The sequence below is a fragment of the Arcicella sp. genome (genome assembly GCF_964672035.1).
Window position 1 is genome coordinate 1 of the sequence record NZ_CBABQS010000023.1, and the last position, 17,189, is coordinate 17,189.

Annotated in this window: 16 protein-coding genes; 8 read left to right on the forward strand and 8 right to left on the reverse strand. The window is 36.4% G+C overall.

Annotation, left to right across the window (positions count from 1 at the left end; all coding sequences use genetic code 11):
- The 5 genes from AC1W31_RS08625 to AC1W31_RS08645 form a co-directional block, all read right to left on the reverse strand.
- Positions 1 to 2,012 (reverse strand): WD40/YVTN/BNR-like repeat-containing protein (locus AC1W31_RS08625; protein ID WP_481734026.1); only part of this gene is annotated, 2,012 nt, incomplete at its 3' end.
- Positions 2,013 to 2,137: 125 nt separating this feature from the next.
- Positions 2,138 to 3,040 (reverse strand): histone deacetylase family protein, encoded by a 903-nt coding sequence (locus AC1W31_RS08630; RefSeq protein WP_481734027.1) that lies wholly within the window; start codon positions 3,038 to 3,040, stop codon positions 2,138 to 2,140.
- 119 nt (positions 3,041 to 3,159) lie between these two features.
- On the reverse strand, positions 3,160 to 3,822 hold the full coding sequence (gene rpe, locus AC1W31_RS08635; protein WP_481734028.1) for a ribulose-phosphate 3-epimerase: 663 nt from the start codon (positions 3,820 to 3,822) through the stop codon (positions 3,160 to 3,162).
- A 98-nt stretch (positions 3,823 to 3,920) separates the two neighbouring features.
- On the reverse strand, positions 3,921 to 5,840 hold the full coding sequence (locus tag AC1W31_RS08640) for a glycosyltransferase family 39 protein (RefSeq protein ID WP_481734029.1): 1,920 nt from the start codon (positions 5,838 to 5,840) through the stop codon (positions 3,921 to 3,923).
- Entirely contained in the window at positions 5,791 to 6,369 is a 579-nt protein-coding gene (locus tag AC1W31_RS08645; RefSeq protein ID WP_481734030.1) for an outer membrane beta-barrel protein, read from the reverse strand. The genes AC1W31_RS08640 and AC1W31_RS08645 overlap by 50 nt, the downstream gene beginning before the upstream one ends.
- A 108-nt stretch (positions 6,370 to 6,477) precedes the next feature.
- Here AC1W31_RS08645 and ligA point away from each other — a divergent pair, with 108 nt between their 5' ends.
- From ligA to AC1W31_RS08665, 4 genes are all read left to right on the forward strand, one after another.
- A complete protein-coding gene (gene ligA / locus AC1W31_RS08650) occupies positions 6,478 to 8,475 on the forward strand; it encodes an NAD-dependent DNA ligase LigA (RefSeq protein ID WP_481734031.1) in 1,998 nt (665 codons plus the stop codon).
- A 75-nt stretch (positions 8,476 to 8,550) separates the two neighbouring features.
- Entirely contained in the window at positions 8,551 to 9,432 is an 882-nt protein-coding gene (dapA, locus tag AC1W31_RS08655; protein ID WP_481734032.1) for a 4-hydroxy-tetrahydrodipicolinate synthase, read from the forward strand.
- Positions 9,433 to 9,573: 141 nt separating this feature from the next.
- Entirely contained in the window at positions 9,574 to 9,876 is a 303-nt protein-coding gene (locus tag AC1W31_RS08660) for a Dabb family protein (protein ID WP_481734033.1), read from the forward strand.
- Positions 9,857 to 10,357, forward strand: coding sequence for a hypothetical protein (locus AC1W31_RS08665; RefSeq protein WP_481734034.1), 501 nt, complete (start codon positions 9,857 to 9,859; stop codon positions 10,355 to 10,357). Before AC1W31_RS08660 ends, AC1W31_RS08665 begins: the two co-directional genes overlap by 20 nt.
- A 45-nt stretch (positions 10,358 to 10,402) precedes the next feature.
- Here the strand turns inward: AC1W31_RS08665 and AC1W31_RS08670 are convergent, their stop codons facing one another.
- The 3 genes from AC1W31_RS08670 to AC1W31_RS08680 all read right to left on the reverse strand — a co-directional run bounded on the left by AC1W31_RS08670 (position 10,403) and on the right by AC1W31_RS08680 (position 14,033).
- Positions 10,403 to 12,952: a M14 family zinc carboxypeptidase gene (locus AC1W31_RS08670; protein WP_481734035.1), complete on the reverse strand. Its 2,550-nt coding sequence runs from the start codon at positions 12,950 to 12,952 to the stop codon at positions 10,403 to 10,405.
- 88 nt (positions 12,953 to 13,040) lie between these two features.
- Positions 13,041 to 13,256, reverse strand: a complete 216-nt coding sequence (gene yidD / locus AC1W31_RS08675; protein ID WP_481734036.1) for a membrane protein insertion efficiency factor YidD — start codon at positions 13,254 to 13,256, stop codon at positions 13,041 to 13,043.
- 3 nt (positions 13,257 to 13,259) lie between these two features.
- A complete protein-coding gene (locus AC1W31_RS08680) occupies positions 13,260 to 14,033 on the reverse strand; it encodes a TerC family protein (protein ID WP_481734037.1) in 774 nt (257 codons plus the stop codon).
- Between the two features lie 177 nt (positions 14,034 to 14,210).
- Here AC1W31_RS08680 and AC1W31_RS08685 point away from each other — a divergent pair, with 177 nt between their 5' ends.
- From AC1W31_RS08685 to AC1W31_RS08700, 4 genes are all read left to right on the forward strand, one after another.
- Complete coding sequence (locus AC1W31_RS08685; RefSeq protein WP_481734038.1) at positions 14,211 to 14,534, forward strand: L-rhamnose mutarotase; 324 nt, start codon at positions 14,211 to 14,213, stop codon at positions 14,532 to 14,534.
- A 3-nt stretch (positions 14,535 to 14,537) separates the two neighbouring features.
- On the forward strand, positions 14,538 to 15,584 hold the full coding sequence (locus AC1W31_RS08690) for a glycoside hydrolase family 43 protein (RefSeq protein ID WP_481734039.1): 1,047 nt from the start codon (positions 14,538 to 14,540) through the stop codon (positions 15,582 to 15,584).
- 24 nt (positions 15,585 to 15,608) lie between these two features.
- Entirely contained in the window at positions 15,609 to 16,373 is a 765-nt protein-coding gene (locus AC1W31_RS08695; protein ID WP_481734040.1) for an SDR family NAD(P)-dependent oxidoreductase, read from the forward strand.
- Positions 16,374 to 16,461: 88 nt separating this feature from the next.
- Positions 16,462 to 17,127 (forward strand): SGNH/GDSL hydrolase family protein, encoded by a 666-nt coding sequence (locus tag AC1W31_RS08700; protein WP_481734041.1) that lies wholly within the window; start codon positions 16,462 to 16,464, stop codon positions 17,125 to 17,127.
- Positions 17,128 to 17,189: the final 62 nt, after the last annotated feature.

Consider the following 17,189-nt stretch of genomic DNA (forward strand, 5'->3'; position numbering starts at 1 on the left):
CCATTCGTAATTTTTGTCCAAGTTTTTCCATAATCGGATGTTTTGAACAAATATGGTTTTCTATCGCCAAACATGTATTTTGTGGCAGCCAAATAAGCCTTTCCTTTATCAAACTCTGATGGTGAAATCAAATTAATTAAGCTATAATCGGGCAATTGTGAAGTAGGCAACGAAATATTTTCCCACTTTTTGCCACCATCTTTTGATACATGAACCAAGCCATCATCCGAACCTGTCCAGAAATTTCCTTTTTCGGTTGGAGATTCAGCAAACGTGAAAATCGTTCCGTAAATCTCCGCCCCTGTCATGTCTTTTGTGATCGGGCCACCCGTTTCTCCTAATGTCTTAGGGTCGTTTCGGGTTAAATCTGGCGAAATCGTTTCCCAACTATATCCACTATTCGTAGTAACATGCACATAATTAGAAGTAATGTATAATTCTTTCGGATTATGAGGAGAAAATACAATCGGGTATGTCCATTGAAAACGATATTTTTTCACGATTGAAGGCGCTCCAATGGCTGATTCGGGCCAAATAGCGACATCACGAGTTTCGCCAGTTTCTTTATTGTGTTGCGACATCTGACCATCGTATTCACCACCGTAAGTAATTTTTGAGTTCAGCGGGTCTGGGGCAATATAACCTGCTTCTCCACCCGCTACAGGATACCACGCTTTATTATCAATGCTATTCCCATCGGTTCTTGAGGCAATTCGAACCGATGAATTATCCTGTTGCGCACCATAAACATTATAGGGGAAATCATTATCTAAAGCAACGTGATAAAATTGAGCGGTTGGCATATCGATATCCGAAAAAGTCGCTCCACCATTGAAAGTTACTTCTGCCCCACCATCGTCACCAATCACATAATTATCTGGATTCTTTGGGTTTATCCAACAGTCGTGCGTGTCACCATGATGAACCATAATTCGTTTGAAACTTTTTCCGCCATCGTTCGATTTCATCGCATTCACATTCAACACAATCAAATTATTTTCATTTTTTGGGTCAATTTCCAAATCCATATAATACCAACAACGCTGCCAAAGATTTTTGTCTTCGTTAATTAAAGTCCAATGCTCGCCACCATCATCCGAACGAAAAAGTCCTCCTTTCGCATTTTCAACTAAAGCGAATAAACGATTTGAGTTAGAGGCAGCAACGGCAATACCAATTTTCCCTAAAACACCCTTAGGCATTCCCGGTTTTTGGCTTAGATTTTCCCAAGTATCGCCACCATCCACTGATTTATAAAGTCCACAACCTTTTCCACCGCTACTCATCGAATAGCCATTTCGATAGGCTTGCCACATAGCCGCATAAATAATTCGTGGATTATTGGGGTCAATTCTTACCATAACCGCACCCGTACTGTCGTTTTTAGCAAGAATTTGTTTCCAAGATTTTCCACCATCGCTGGTTCTAAACACGCCCCTTTCTGGATTGGGAGCGAAAGGGTTTCCCACCGAAGCCACGTAGGCAATATCTGGATTGGTCGGATGAATTTCAATATTTGAAATAGCATCCGCTTTTTCTAATCCGACGTGTTTCCAAGATTTACCCGCATCGGTAGATTTATAAACTCCATCGCCATACGAAATATTACTTCTCATATCACCTTCACCCATCCCAACGTATAAAACATTTGGGTCGGACGGAGCGACGGCAATTGCCCCTACTGATGAAGAATGAAAGGTAGAATCAGAAACAGAAAACCAATTTGCTCCAGCATCGATGGTTTTCCAAACACCTCCACCTACGGCGCCAAAATAGTAAGTTAAAGGTTGATCTGCGTGTCCTGCCACCGCCAAAGAGCGTCCGGAACGGTAAGGGCCAATATTTCGCCATTTTAAGCCGTTATAAAGACTATCATTCACGGCAATTACTGCATTTCGAGTAATTATTGGAGCCGCAGATTTAGTTTTAGATTTTTGAGCAAAAGAATTTGCTAAAAAAGCCATCAGAAAAAGAGCAATAAGCCCAAATTTGAAGGGTATTATTTTTTTCATGTTATTATTAGAAAGTTGAATAGAACAGTAATTTACGAAGAAAATAAATCAAAAAATAATATTCTTCTTAAACCAACGTAAGCTGGGTTTTAAACTTAGCTTTCGTTAAACCATTAATAATAATATTAAAAGAACATCTTTTCAGCTAATCGAAAAGTATTGCAATGTGCCTCCACAATGTCCCGAATTTGAGGTGAATATCCCCCGCCCATCGAAACAACAATTGGTAATTTATATTTGATGGCTTGTTGAAAAACAAACTCATCACGACGGTAGCAACCTTGTATAGAAATACTTAGTTTCCCTAATTTATCCGTTTCTAAAATATCGACACCCGATACATAAAATAGAAAATCAGGCTTTTGCGCTGTAATAAGTTTTGGTAAAGTCTCAAACAGAATTTTTAGGTATTCTTCATCTCTGGAATAAGTTGACAATTCAATATCTAAATCTGATTTTTCCTTATGGAGTGGGTAGTTTTCTTTCCCATGCATTGAAAAAGTAAATACTCGTGCTTCATTTTGGAAAATTTCTGCCGTTCCATTGCCTTGATGAACGTCTAAATCAATAACTAATATTTTTGTAGCTAACTGATTATCAAGCAAATAATTAGCGGCTATGCCTATATCATTCAGTAAACAAAACCCTTCTCCTTTGTCCGTAAATGCGTGATGCGTCCCTCCCGCCACGTTCATGGCAATTTGGTTTTCAAAGGCAAAATGGCAACAATCAATTGTTCCTTGCGTGATAATAGTTTCTCGTAAAACCAGTTCTGCCGATAAAGGGAAGCCTATTTTACGAATCATTTTGGGGTCGAGCCTTAGATTTTTCAAATCCTCCCAATACGCTTTTGTATGCGTGCGAAGAATCCATGTTGAATCAACCGGATTGGGAACAAAGAAATTTTCGGGTGTGCAAGTCCCTTCGTACAATAATTGTTCGGGAATTAATTCATATTTCAACATCGGAAAACGATGTCCTTCGGGAAGTGAGTGTTGGTAGATAGGCGAATATGCGATTTTGAGCATTTTGAATAGTGATTAGACCACAGATTGTAGGGATTTAACCGATTTACCCGGATTTTGTTTTTCGTAAAAAGGACGGCATCCCTCAAAGGGATGCCGTCCTTACATTCTCTACAATTACCTTAGCTCTTTTTGATATCTTTTAATCCAGCAATTGCTTCCAATGGATTTGCATTACTAAAAACGTAACTCCCCGCAATCAAAACGTCTGCTCCCGCATCCACTAATTTCTGACCAGTTTCTTGATTTACGCCACCATCAATTTCAATTAAAGTTGAAAGCCCTTTTTCGTCAATCATTTTACGAAGTTTTCTAACCTTTTCGTAAGTAGATTCGATAAATTTTTGTCCGCCATAACCTGGATTTACCGACATTAATAAAATCATTCCACAATCTGGCAAAATTTCTTCTAAAACCGAAACAGGCGTTGCAGGATTCAAAACGACTCCAGCCAAACAACCTAAGTCCTTGATTTGCTGAATAGTACGATGTAAATGTGTACAGGCTTCATAATGAACCGTAATATTCGTAGCCCCGATTCTTTTAAATTCTGCTACATAACGCTCAGGTTTTTCAATCATCAAATGCACATCCAAAGGTTTTTTGGCGTGACGATTAATGGCTTCTATAACTGGCATTCCGAAAGAAATATTTGGCACAAATAGCCCATCCATTACATCAATGTGAAACCAATCGGCTTGTGAATTATTGACCATTTCAATATCTCGTTGGAGATTAGCAAAATCAGCAGCCAGCAATGATGGGGCAATTAGTATGTTACTCATATTTTTGTTGTTCGTTTTTTTTATTCGTTGTTCGTTGCTCGATGTTTGTTGTTAGAAATTATTGATTTTGGAGTGAATTCGAACATCGAAAATCGTAATTAATATCGAAATAAATCGCCCTTCAAGTCAAAAATTTCAATTTTTTGACCATCTTTTTTCTTCAAAATTACTCGATTGGGTTCTTTCGCATCAATCGTTTGGACATATTCAGCATCTTTTGGAAAGTACAAATTTACGTACTGTGCGTCTAAAACCGACTTTTTTATATTTTTTGTATAAAAATCCGTTTCATAAAAAATCTTTACGTAGGAAGGAAACACAATGGTATCGCCCGTTTGATATTGTTGCTCCAACTTACTGGCAATCAAAGGATAAGGATTTTCTGAACGGGCTTTATCTCGGTAATTATATTTAAAAGATTCATCGTTTAATACGGTTTTAATCGTGGTACCAACGAAAAATAAATGGATGGCAAAAACGGCCCAGACTACATAATTAAGCGGTTTTGATGTAGCATTTGCTTGCAAAAGCGCCAAACTCACTATAATAATCGAATATGGAAATGAGAAACCAGAATACCGCTGAGAAAGGCCGAAAGTATGTCCATTTTTGAAGGTTGCAGCTACTAAAAAAAGGGTTGGTAAGAAAGCTAAAATGACCAAAAACCAATTTTGTGTCCTTTGCGATTTGGCTTTAGTTGTTCGCCAATATTCAATAAAAAGATAAAATAACAAACCACAATTTACTAACTCCAAATACTGGAATTTTGCCGTTGAATACAGTAAAAAGCCGACAGCATTTACACCTAAAATAATGCCAATCCATAATCCCTGCTTTGTTTTTTGATATTTAAACAAAGAAAAAACGGACAAAATAGCAATCAACATAGCTAAAAATAAATTCTTTTTTCCAACGGTATTACTCAAAATATTATTACTTGCAATGAATAAATCCGTGAAAATTGGCAATGATTTTTTCGTAACATTTCCGAGCGTTGCGGGGTCTATATACCCTGCGTGTGGATTTGGAGTTTGATGGGCTTCTTGATAATAAATCTTGGCTTGGTAACTTAAGGTGGAAAACGTGTAATTTCCTCCCCCGTATAAAATCCAATAGCCAAAAGCTAACGCTCCGATAGACAATGAAATTGGTAACAAAATCCACGGGCGAGATTTTCTAACAAACAATAAAACGTACAATCCATGCGCCATAAAAACCGTTGCCGTTAAGAAATGAGAGAGCAAACACATGGCCGAAAGGAATCCATAAAGCCAGTACAGACCATTTTTCTTTACGCCAACTTCCTCATTTTTAATGATTTTCAAGAAAATATGCGTTACTAAAAGCGTTAAGAAAAAGCTCAAAGAATAATTACGAGCTTGCTGACTGTACGCAATAAAAAATGGCTCAATCGCCATTAAAAAGCAGGCTAAAAGGGTTAATTGAAGGTTTTTAAAATGTTCTATGATGAAGAAAAACAAAAGAATAATCGTCAAACAACTGAATAAAACGGATAAAAATCGGATTGAATAATCAGAAATTCCAAATAAATTTATCCAGTTATGAAGCATGACATAATAAAACGGACTGTTGCCTATATCGCTTCGTCTGATGGCATCATAATAATCTTCTACCGATTTATCAGCCCAAAATTCTTTGGGCGTAAAAGTGGTTTTTCCTTGGGTATAAAAGCAGTTTTTCTGCGTATTGCCTTCCATCGCCATGCCCTGACTTACCAAAACGGTTGCTTTTTCATCAAAGAAAATACCATGTTTATCAAGGTTATAGGTTCTTAAACCGAAGGCTAAGACAAGTATTAAAAGTAAAAAGGGAATGGAGTAACGAGATAAATTCATAGAAAATTTGAAATACATTAATTTTAGCGCAAAATTATTACATATAAATCCCCCAAACAATAAAAAAGCCTCCTTGAAAATTTCAAGAAGGCCATAAATCGGGCAAATATTACTAAAATAGATATCCCAACGATAATCCAATCGTCGTATTTCTGAAGCCATAAAGTTTTGAAGAGTCGGATGCTAATTTCCAGATATTACCATTGAAATTATAACGTCCTTCGATAATTAGATGGTCGCCTACCCTTGTACCGAAGCCAAAAGTACCGCCGAATCCGAGTGCTTTTTCATCGGGTGCTTTCACATTTACGGTTGGCAAATAGGAAACATACGGTCCAATAATGGTATATAAACCACCATCGCCCATGTTGATTTTTAGTAATAACGGAACTTCAAAATAATTGGAAGTAATTTCTGTGGTATCCAATTTGAACCCTTTTTGGCTAAAGGCAATTTCTGGACAAAGTGAAATATCTTCTGAAAGTTCAATATTTGCAAATACTGCTCCTTCAAAACCAACCAAAGTACCTTTTGGGTTGGTGATTATGGCACGCCCAAATTGGGTTCCCGCATGAACACCTCCTCGAATTCCGAATCTAATATTTGATTGAGAAAAAGAAAAATGCGAAAAAATAATTAAAGTGCCAATCATTAAAGTATTGATAATTGAAGTAGTAAAGGCTTTTTTCATGATTTTGCAAATTACAAGCGTAAGGTTGTAAATTTAAAGGTTTTTAATAAAAATCTTACTATAACTTATTTTTTGGCGTTAATTTAGCCTAAAAATAACTTTATCTCCATGACTTCACAGGAACAAATCAACCATTTAACGGAAAAATTAAACGATTTGAATTTTCAATATTATCAAAATTCCATCTCAGAAGTATCTGATTTTGAATTTGATGAACTCTTAGAACAACTCGTTAACTTAGAAAATCGGTATCCTGAATTTGTGAGAAAAGATTCACCAACGCATCGTGTCGGAGGCTTGGTTTCCAAAGAATTTGAGTCAGTAAATCATCGTTATCCAATGCTTTCATTGGGCAACACATATAACGCAAAAGATTTGGCGGATTTTGATGAACGAATTCGTAAAGGGCTTGGCGGAGTAGATTACGAATATATTTGCGAATTAAAATTTGACGGAGTGGCTTTATCGCTATGGTACGAAAATGGAACATTGATACGTGGTGTTACCCGTGGCGACGGCGTAAGAGGTGACGATATCACTGCAAATGTACGAACCATTAGAACCGTTCCACTGAATATACGAGCAAAAAACATGCCAAATCGCTTTGAAGTTCGGGGAGAAGGATTTATGCCTTTAACAACTTTTGAAGCATTAAATAAAGAACGAGAAGATATTGGCGAACAGCTTTTGGCAAACCCAAGAAATGCCGCTTCGGGAACTTTTAAAATGCAAGATTCAGCGGTAGTGGCGAAACGTAAAATGGATTGTTATCTTTACCAATTTTTAGCGGATGAACAGGTATTTGACACCCATGAAGAAAGCTTAATTCGGATGAAAGAGTTAGGGTTTAACGTTTCGCAAACTTGGAAAAAGTGTCAAAACATGGAGGAAGTTTTAAACTTTATTGACCAATGGAATACTGAAAGATTCAAATTACCTTTAAATACTGATGGAATTGTTATTAAATTAAATTCATTCGCTCAGCGTGAAATTTTGGGATACACGGCTAAATCTCCAAGATGGGCCATTGCTTATAAATATCCATCCGAAGCTGCTTCAACCCTTTTAGAATCAGTTAGTTATCAAGTGGGAAGAACTGGAAATGTTACACCAGTGGCCAATTTAAAACCTGTGCTGTTGGCAGGAACAACCGTTAAACGTGCCAGTATTCATAATTCCAATGAAATAGAACGGTTAGATTTATACATTGGCGATTATGTTTTTGTTGAAAAAGGTGGCGAAATAATTCCAAAAATCACTGCCGTTGATTTAGCAAAGCGTACGGTCAATCTTGATAAAGTTCAATTTCCAACTGAATGCCCCGAATGTGGAACAACCTTGATTAGAAAGGACGGAGAAGCCAACCATTATTGTCCAAACGAAAAAGGATGTCCTCCGCAAATAAAAGGAAAAATCGAACATTTTATTCAGAGAAAAGCCTTGAATATTGAGAATTTAGGCACTGAAACAATTGATATGTTTTATAGAAAAGGCCTCGTAACAACGCCCGCCGATTTATACGATTTGAAATACGAAAACCTTTTAAATTTAGATGGTTTTAAAGAAAAGTCTATTCAAAATATTTTATTGGGAGTAGAAAAATCTAAGCAAATCCCTTTTAAACAAGTATTATTTGGCATTGGAATCCGATTTGTTGGCGCAACGGTAGCAGAAAAATTAGCGGTTTATTTCAATAATATTGATAATTTGGCAAAAGCGAATTTAGAAGAATTATTACAAGTTCCAGAAATTGGTGGACGGATTGCTCAAAGTGTAGTAGAATATTTTCAAAATGCTGATTATCAAGATTTTATCGCCCGTTTGAAAGGTGCTGGCTTACAATTTACCCATAATGCGGTTGAAATAGTTGTGGAAGGAGATAAATTAGCGGGAAAAACTTTCGTAATTTCGGGAACATTTCAACATTTTGAACGGGATGATTTGAAAATGAAGATTGAAGCCAACGGTGGAAAAGTGTTAAGTGGTGTTTCGGGCAAATTAAATTTTCTAATTGCGGGTTCAGAAGCTGGTCCTTCAAAATTAGAAAAAGCACAAAAAATGAAAGTTTCGATTATTTCGGAAAACGATTTTATACAAATGTTGTAACCTGAACTTTCCAGTTCGGAATATTATAAATTAAAATGCAATTCAACCGTACTGGAAAGTTCGGATTATAGAAAAATGAGACCAAAATTTCACGGGGTTGCCCCTGCCTTAATTACCCCAATGTTTGCGGATGGGCAAGTAGATTTTCAAGGATTAAAAAAATTAATTCAACACGTTACTGACGGTGGCGTGGATTATTTAGTGGTTCACGGAACAACGGGAGAGTCAGCAACCACTGATAAAAATGAACAAAAAGCAATTTTAGATTTTATCAAAGAAAATAATTCAAAGAATCTTCCAATTGTGTATGGTTTAGGTGGCAACAATACACCAAATGTTGTTCAATCATTCAAGGAAATTGATTTTCAAGGAATTGATGCCATTTTGTCGGTTTGTCCATATTATAACAAACCTGGGGCAAGAGGTGTAATTGCTCATTATACGGCCATTGCGGATGCGAGTCCAGTACCCGTAATTATGTATAATATTCCTGGTCGCTCTGGGATCAATATGTCGGCTGCTACGACTTTAACTTTAGCTCAACATCCAAATATTATTGGGATTAAAGAAGCTTCTTGCATCATCGAACAGTGCATGGAAATTAACAAAGATAAGCCAGAAGATTTCTTACTAATTTCTGGTGATGATGTTCAAGCAGTACCTACAATTGCTTGTGGTGGGGTGGGTATTATTTCGGTGATTGCCAATGCAATTCCTGCACAATTTAGCGAAATGATTCACGCAGCTTTGGACGGTAATTTTCTAAAAGCAAGAACCATGTTGGGCAGTTTCTTAGCCATTGACCCACTTTTATACGAAGAAGGAAATCCAGTTGGCGTTAAGAAAATCTTAGAATTGAAAGGTATTTGTGGCTCAGATGTGCGTTTGCCTTTGATGAAAGCCTCGGATGAATTAGGGGAAAGAATGAAAGCCGTTATTGCGAAAGATAGCCTTTAGTTAGAGTTTAGAGTTTAGAGTTTAGAGTTTAGAGTTTAGAGTTTAGAGTTTAGAGAAAATTAGTTTTTTATATTTCCTGTTCCCTCACGCTTTGATATTTTTCTTAAATTATTTTCAAATTAATAAATATTCAAATTCATCATGTTTGTTCACGTAGTAAATTTTTGGTTGAAAAAAGACCTAACAGACGCAGAGCGTCAGCAATTTGTCGATGGCGTTAAGACGCTCGGTAATATTGAATCTCTTGTAACGTTTAATATTGGTACACCAGCAGCAACTGACCGTCCTGTAATTGACCGCAGTTACGATTATTGCGAATTAACAATTTTTAACGATGAAGCGGGACACGATGTGTATCAAGTTCATCCTTTACACCTTAAATTTATAGACGATTGTAAACACCTTTGGGAAAAGGTATTAATATATGATTCAGAAACCGTTTAAATATTTTAAGGAAATTAGAGCCGGGAAGTTTTTTATTTACTGCCTACTGACTACTTTCTCCTGCCTACTATTTACTGCTTGTAAATCGAATAAAAATTTACAAACTACTTCTTATTATCAGCCCAATTATCAAACTGGGACTAATGATAGACACGATGGTTTGGGTTTTGCTATACCAGATAAATATCCAATTGAGATTTTAATTGGGCAAGAGAAACCGCAAACAGAAACACAAGAAATTGAGAAATTGTCGATTTCGGATGAAAGTCCCATTCAACCTGACCAGCTTTATAAAGGTAGAATGTTGAACCGTGGAAACGACCAACAGCAAAAGAAAGCTTTATTAGACAGGATGGTACTTCAGGCGCAAGATTTGGGAGCCAGTGGTTTGATGAATGTTAATTATAAAGTATTTTCAACTGCGAAGACTACTGGATACACGCTCTCGGGAACGGCATTTCGTTACGTTTTAAATAAATAATTAGGTTATAACGCTGGCTGGGTTTTGAACCCAGCCAGCGTTATTTTAATTTCCTACCACAAATACAGCGTTACCAAACAATAACTTCCCATTCTGCCAAAAACCTCTAAAAATTGGGTCGTTAGCCATGTAAACGATTTGTCCTCTACCAAAATCTTGCGTTCCAAAAATCAATGAATTCTTCAATTTGTCCTGTGCTTTAATTCCCACAAAACCGGCTACCATTGCCTTTTCTTTAATCACACCCACATTCCAACCTGAGCTAAGGTACTGATAATCAGAGGTTTCAAGCACTAAACTGAAATAATTTTTATCGTATCCAAATGCCAAAGGATTCGTATTATCCATCGTTAATTTATAAATACTTCCTGGCGTTTCGTCCGAAGCAGATTCACGTTCAGCATTGGCATAAATTTTTAATTTGTCATTTTCTTTATCCTTACTTTCATCTTTTTTCTTGTCTTCTTCTTTGTGTTTTAATTCAAAACCGTCTTTGCCCGCAAACGCATTTAAAGCGCCTTGAACCGCAATTAATTTACCTCCTGCTCTCACAAAATCCTTAATTTTTGTAAGATTTTTATCATCCAAAATTTTGCCATAATTTCCATCCGTCAAAATCAACACGTCGAATTTTGAAAGGTCAGTACTTGAAAAATAACTTTCGCCCAAAATCGTAGCAGGATATTCTAACTGCTTATCGAAGAAATGCCAAGTAGCCCCAAAAGAAGTTGGTACGATGCCATCGCCCGAAAGTAAAGCGATTTTAGGTGGTTTTAAATAATTGACATTATCCGAACCAAAATCAGAACCTTTAGAAGACATGCCAGTAGAAACCGATGATAAATTAACGCCTAAACGTTCCGCTTCTGATTTTACAATTTTATCAAAATTATCCCCTAACCGTTCATTTCCAGTACGAGCAATAATCAATGTACCTTCGTTAAATGACATATTTTCTACTTCAAAAGGCTTTCCTGCCGAACGTACTTTAATGCCTTTTTTATACAAGGCCGTTAAAAATTTCAATTCCGCAAATGAATTCCATCTGGCTAAATAAGCATACGGTTTGTCAATTTTTAAGGTCGAATTGGCAAATTGTGGTTTTCCAGCGGGATTAATTCTGTCCTTTACCGCAAAAGTGTTTAAACCATAAGCAAAGGGCAACGACCACGAAGTAATATCGTACGTTAACGAGTCTTCAACGGTGGTTTTAGGTTCCAATAAAATCTTTAAAAAAGTTGAACGTGGTTGAAATAGATTTATCACAATATCATCCGCTTCAATGGAAAAAGTCTGATTTTTATCTTCTTGATAATTATAACCCGAAGCCATCATTGATTTACCCGCAACACCATATTGAAAATTTTCTCGTTCTAAATAATTCACAAATTCTTTCACTCTGCTTTCGTTTCCTTTCGTTTTAAAAACATATGATTTATACAGACCAATGGGCGATTTTTGCGCATTTTCAAAGAATTTCACAAACTCAGTAACCGCTTTGTCGGCATTGGCAGAAAGTGCTTCCATACAAGCATACGAAGTACTAAAATGGTGGTCAATTCTTTGTTTTAACGTCAACGTATCGCCGTCTCTTTTGGCAACTCCCAAGCCAGCACGTCCAGAACCGCCTTGTTCGTAAGTCATTCCGAAAGCACCATTATAGGTTGGGTAAGTATCACCGTAAGAAGGATAAAGTAAATCAAAACGCTCTTTTGAGAAATATAACCAACCATTTTTATCAAAATCACGTTTGTTATAATTTCCTAAAATCGTTTGAAATTCTCTTTGCCAAGATGTGATATCTTCGTGATAAGGTTTTGCGGATGGTGAAAAATAGTAAGGGTTCTCAACACCTTGTTCGTGAAAATCAGCGTGTAAATGGGGCATCCATTGACGGTAAAGCGCCATTCTTTCCTGGGATTCTTTCTGGACTTGCCAAGCCCAATCACGATTCAAATCAAATAAATAGTGGTTAAACCTTCCCCCTGGCCACGGTTCGTTGTGTTCAATTCCAGCAGGTAATGCGTTATAAACTCCACCAACCTTTTGATTGTAGAAATTAACATAACGGTCATATCCATCGGGATTTACGCATGGATCAAGAATCACGATTGTATTGGCCAAAACCGCTTTTGAACGAGCATTGGCAGAATTTAGCAATTCAAAAATCGTAAATGGTGCGGTGTTTGAGCTCGAAGATTCATTACCATGCACGTTATAACTCAACCACGCAATGGCTGGTTGTTTTTTCGTCGGTTTTCCTTCCATCAAACCGATAGATTTCAAATTATTCGTTCTAATTTCTTCTAATTGAGGAAAATTTTCTGCCGAGGCAACCACTGCTACCATCAAAGGACGACCTTCGTTGGTTGAGCCATAAGGAATCATTTTAACTTGATTCGGATACTGACGGGCAATGTATTCGTAATAACTAACAACTTGATGATGTCTCAGAAAACGCTCTCCTTTCTTAAAATTCAAGAATTCTTCGGGAGATTGAACGGTGGTTTGAGCAAATGAGTAGTTAGGAATTATTGTGGTAAACACAAAAAATAAAAACAGATAAATAGTGAGTTTTCGATAAAATGTTTGCATAATGTTTGTTGATTTGAATTGAAGTAACTGTTGAATATATAGAAGTCTTCCTTTTGAAGGGCGACTTCCGTAACGAGAAAAATAATTTTTATTTCTTCGGAACGGGGTCAAAACCGTGTCCTCCCCACGGATGACACGTTGAGATTCTTTTCATGCCTAATTTGAATCCTTTCCAAAATCCCCATTCTTGAATTGCCTCAATCATGTATTGCGAACACGTGGGCGTATATCGGCATGAACTGGGCAAAAAGGGTGAAATAATTATTTGATAAGCTCGCACAAATAATATTAAGATTTTTGACATTGCTTAAGTTTTTTTGCGTTTGTGATGTGGATAATTAAAAAAGTAAGAAGTAATCATGGGCGCAACGAAAATACCAACGGTAATTAATGAAATATACATATCCGATTCTTCACTTTCTAAAAATTTACAGAAAAAGTTATTTTCATTGAAATGACAAATTACTGACGAAGTTAATTTTAATCCCAGCACGCCAATCACTACAAAAGCAGCAGTTTCTAAAAAGGGATATTTTTCCATTAATTTCACAAAACCCTGAGCAACATAACGCATGGCTAATATTCCGATGAAAACACCTATGCAAATCAGGTATAAATTATCGGTAAACGCAACGGCCGCAAAAACATTATCAATCGAAAATGCTAAATCCATTACTTCAACCAAGGCAACCGTTGCCCAGAATGGCCCAAAAGCACCAATTGTTTTTCTGTAAAACCAATTTGATTTTTTATCCAGCGTATCATCTTCTTGCTGCGGTGTAGTTTCCCGTCTAAAATAATCAAAACATAAGTACAAAAGGTAAAGCCCACCGATGGGTTTCAACCACCATATTTTCACTAAAATTGAAGCAAAAAGTAAACATAGTCCTCTGAAAAAATAAGCCCCAAAAATGCCGTATTTAAGTGCTTTTTTACGTTGCTCTTTCGATAAATCCATCACCATCGTTGCCAAAACAGCCGCATTATCGACAGACAAAAGACTTTCAATGATAATTAAATTTCCAATAATCAAGGCCGCTGCCCCCAAATCCTCCCCAAATATTTGATGCAAAAAATCCATACATTAATCTTAAAATTGAATAAAATTGTTGATTACGAAGATAACACAGATAAATTAAAATAAAGATTCATTTATTTTGAAAAACTATCTGTAGGGGTAATTTTAGATAAATTCTAATTTTATTTTGAGTATAAGCATATTTTAGTTCTCTTTGTGAATAAAATAGTAATTGAAAAAATGAAAAGATTTTGCTTAACCCTCGACCTGAAAGACGACGCAAAAATGATTGCGGAATACGAAGAATATCATCAACACGTGAGTTCAGAAATCTTGAAAAGTATCAAAGATTCTGGCATTGAATCCATGCAAATTTATAGACTTCATACCCGAATGTTTATGATTTTGGATACCATTGATGAATTTAGTTTTGAGAAAAAAGCCGAAATGGACGCTGCCAATGAAAAAGTGCAAGTTTGGGAAAATCTCATGTGGGAATATCAGGAGGCTTTGCCAATGGCCAAAGCAAGTGAAAAATGGATATTAATGAAACAAATTTATTAATGAATGAAAAAGCTACTATGGCTTCTGCTAATACTGGTTTCTTTCGCCAATTTGTGTACTTCACAAACTCCGAAAAAAGATTTTTTCACCAATCCTCTATTGCCTTACGGTGCAGACCCTTACAGTTTTTATAAGGACGGATTCTATTATTACACCCATACTACCCAAAACAAATTGATGTTATGGAAGACTAAAAACTTAACGCAATTAAAATCAGCCGCAAATAAAGTTGTTTGGACACCCCCAGAGGGCACTTTTTATTCAAAAGAATTATGGGCACCCGAAATCCATTTCATTCAAGGAAAGTGGTATTTGTATTTTGCGGCGGATAATGGCGATAATCAAAATCATCGGATGTACGTGTTGGAAAATGATTCTCCCGACCCCATGATTGGCAATTGGATATTCAAAGAAAAAGTGGCTGACCAAAATGACAAATGGGCTATTGATGGGGATATTTTTGAACACAAAGGTCAATTATACATAATTTGGTCGGGCTGGGAAGGAGATACAAATGGGCAACAAAATATTTATATTGCCAAATTGAAAAATCCGTGGACGATTGATGGAAGTCGTACAAAAATTTCGGGTTCAGATTACGATTGGGAAAAATATGGAGACATTTCTGGCGACCCAAATTTACCCCACGTCAAGGTCAATGAAGGTCCGCAGATATTAAAGCACGGCAATAAATTATTCATTGTTTATTCTGCAAGTGGCTGTTGGACAGATTATTACGCTTTGGGAATGTTAAGTGCTGGTTCAAAATCAGATTTAACGAATCCTAAAAGTTGGACAAAATCAAAAGAACCAGTTTTCAAACAATCGCTTGAAAATGGTGTTTTTGCCCCAGGACATAATTCATTTTTTAAGTCGCCAAATGGCAAAGAAGATTGGATTTTGTATCACGCCAATTCAAAGGTGGGTCAAGGTTGCGGAGGATTTCGTTCGCCAAGAGCTCAGAAAATTAATTGGAAAAAAGATGGAACGCCCGATTTTGGTATTCCAATAAAAGAAAATCAACCCGTTGTTACTCCATCAACGAAATAAGTAATTATTACAACTCAAAAAACTATGTTTTCATTACAGAATAAAACAGTAATTATTACGGGTGGCGGCTCAGGAATTGGACGAGCAATTTCGATGCTTTTTGCTCAACAAGGCGCATCGGTAAATATTTTAGAATTAAACCAAATCGCTGCCGAAGAGACTGTAAATCAGATAATTAACAACGGAGGAATTGCCAAGGCTTATGCTTGCGATATTGTCAATCAAGCCAAAGTGATGGAAGTTTTTCAAGAAATTGGGAAAGTTGATATTCTCATAAATAATGCGGGAATTGCGCACGTTGGTAATCTCGAAAATACTTCAGAAGATGATTTTAATCGAATTTTTCAAGTAAATGTAAAAGGTGCTTATAATTGTCTTTTCGTTAGCGTACCGATGATGAAAGCGCAAGGTGGAGGTGTAATATTAAATATGGCATCCGTTGCAGCCAGCGTTGGAATTACGGATAGATTTGCTTATTCCATGTCGAAAGGGGCTATTTTAACCATGACTTTATCGGTTGCCAAAGACTATTTGAAGGAAAATATTCGTTGTAATTGCATTTCACCCGCACGGGTGCATACGCCTTTCGTCGATGGATTTTTGGAGAAAAATTATCCCGATAATAAGGCAGAAATGTTTGAAAAATTATCCGGTTCCCAACCCATTGGTAGAATGGGAAAACCCGAAGAAGTAGCACATTTAGCTTTATACCTTTGTTCGGACGAAGCAGGTTTCGTTACGGGATGTGATTATCCGATTGATGGCGGTTTTATTCGTTTAAATAACTGATAATCGAAGTTCGATTTTTGATGTTCCTTAGTCCATTTACAGTTTGCTTTAATTTTTAAAAAATTTATCAAAAAACAATTTTAAATACATGAAAAAGACACTTTTATTAATTACGCTAATTTGGTCAATGACCTCTTTTATTCAAGAAAAACCGAAGAAGATTATTTTCTTTGGCGATTCAATTACGCAAGCGGGCGTGCAACCAACGGGATACATTACAAAAATTGGCCAGATGCTTGAAAAACAAGGACTTAAAGATAAATATGAATTGATTGGTGCAGGAATTGGGGGCAATAAAGTCTATGATTTGTACTTACGCTTAGAAGAGGATGTATTGAATAAAAAACCCGACATTGTGCTGATTTTTGTGGGTGTAAATGACGTTTGGCACAAAGCAACTTCTGGAACGGGAACTGATTTAGATAAATTTGAGAAGTTCTATCAAGCCTTAATCAACAAAATGAAAGCCAATAATATTAAGGTAATTCTTTGCACACCGGCTGCCATTGGCGAACGTAATGATGCCAGTAATCAACAAGATGGGGATTTGAATCAATACAGCAAAAGCATCAGAAACTTAGCGACAAAAAATGACCTTGGTTTGTGTGATTTACGGAAAGATTTTCAGGATTATAACATGAAAAATAATCCCGAAAATAAAGAAAAATCGATCCTTACAACCGATAGAGTACATTTAAATGAATTAGGAAACCAATTTGTAGCAGATAAAATGTTGCCTTTAATCTTAAAGTAGTGAGCTTTGAGCATTAAGCTATGAGAAGATAAACCTAATTATAACAGAATGCTAATACTCGT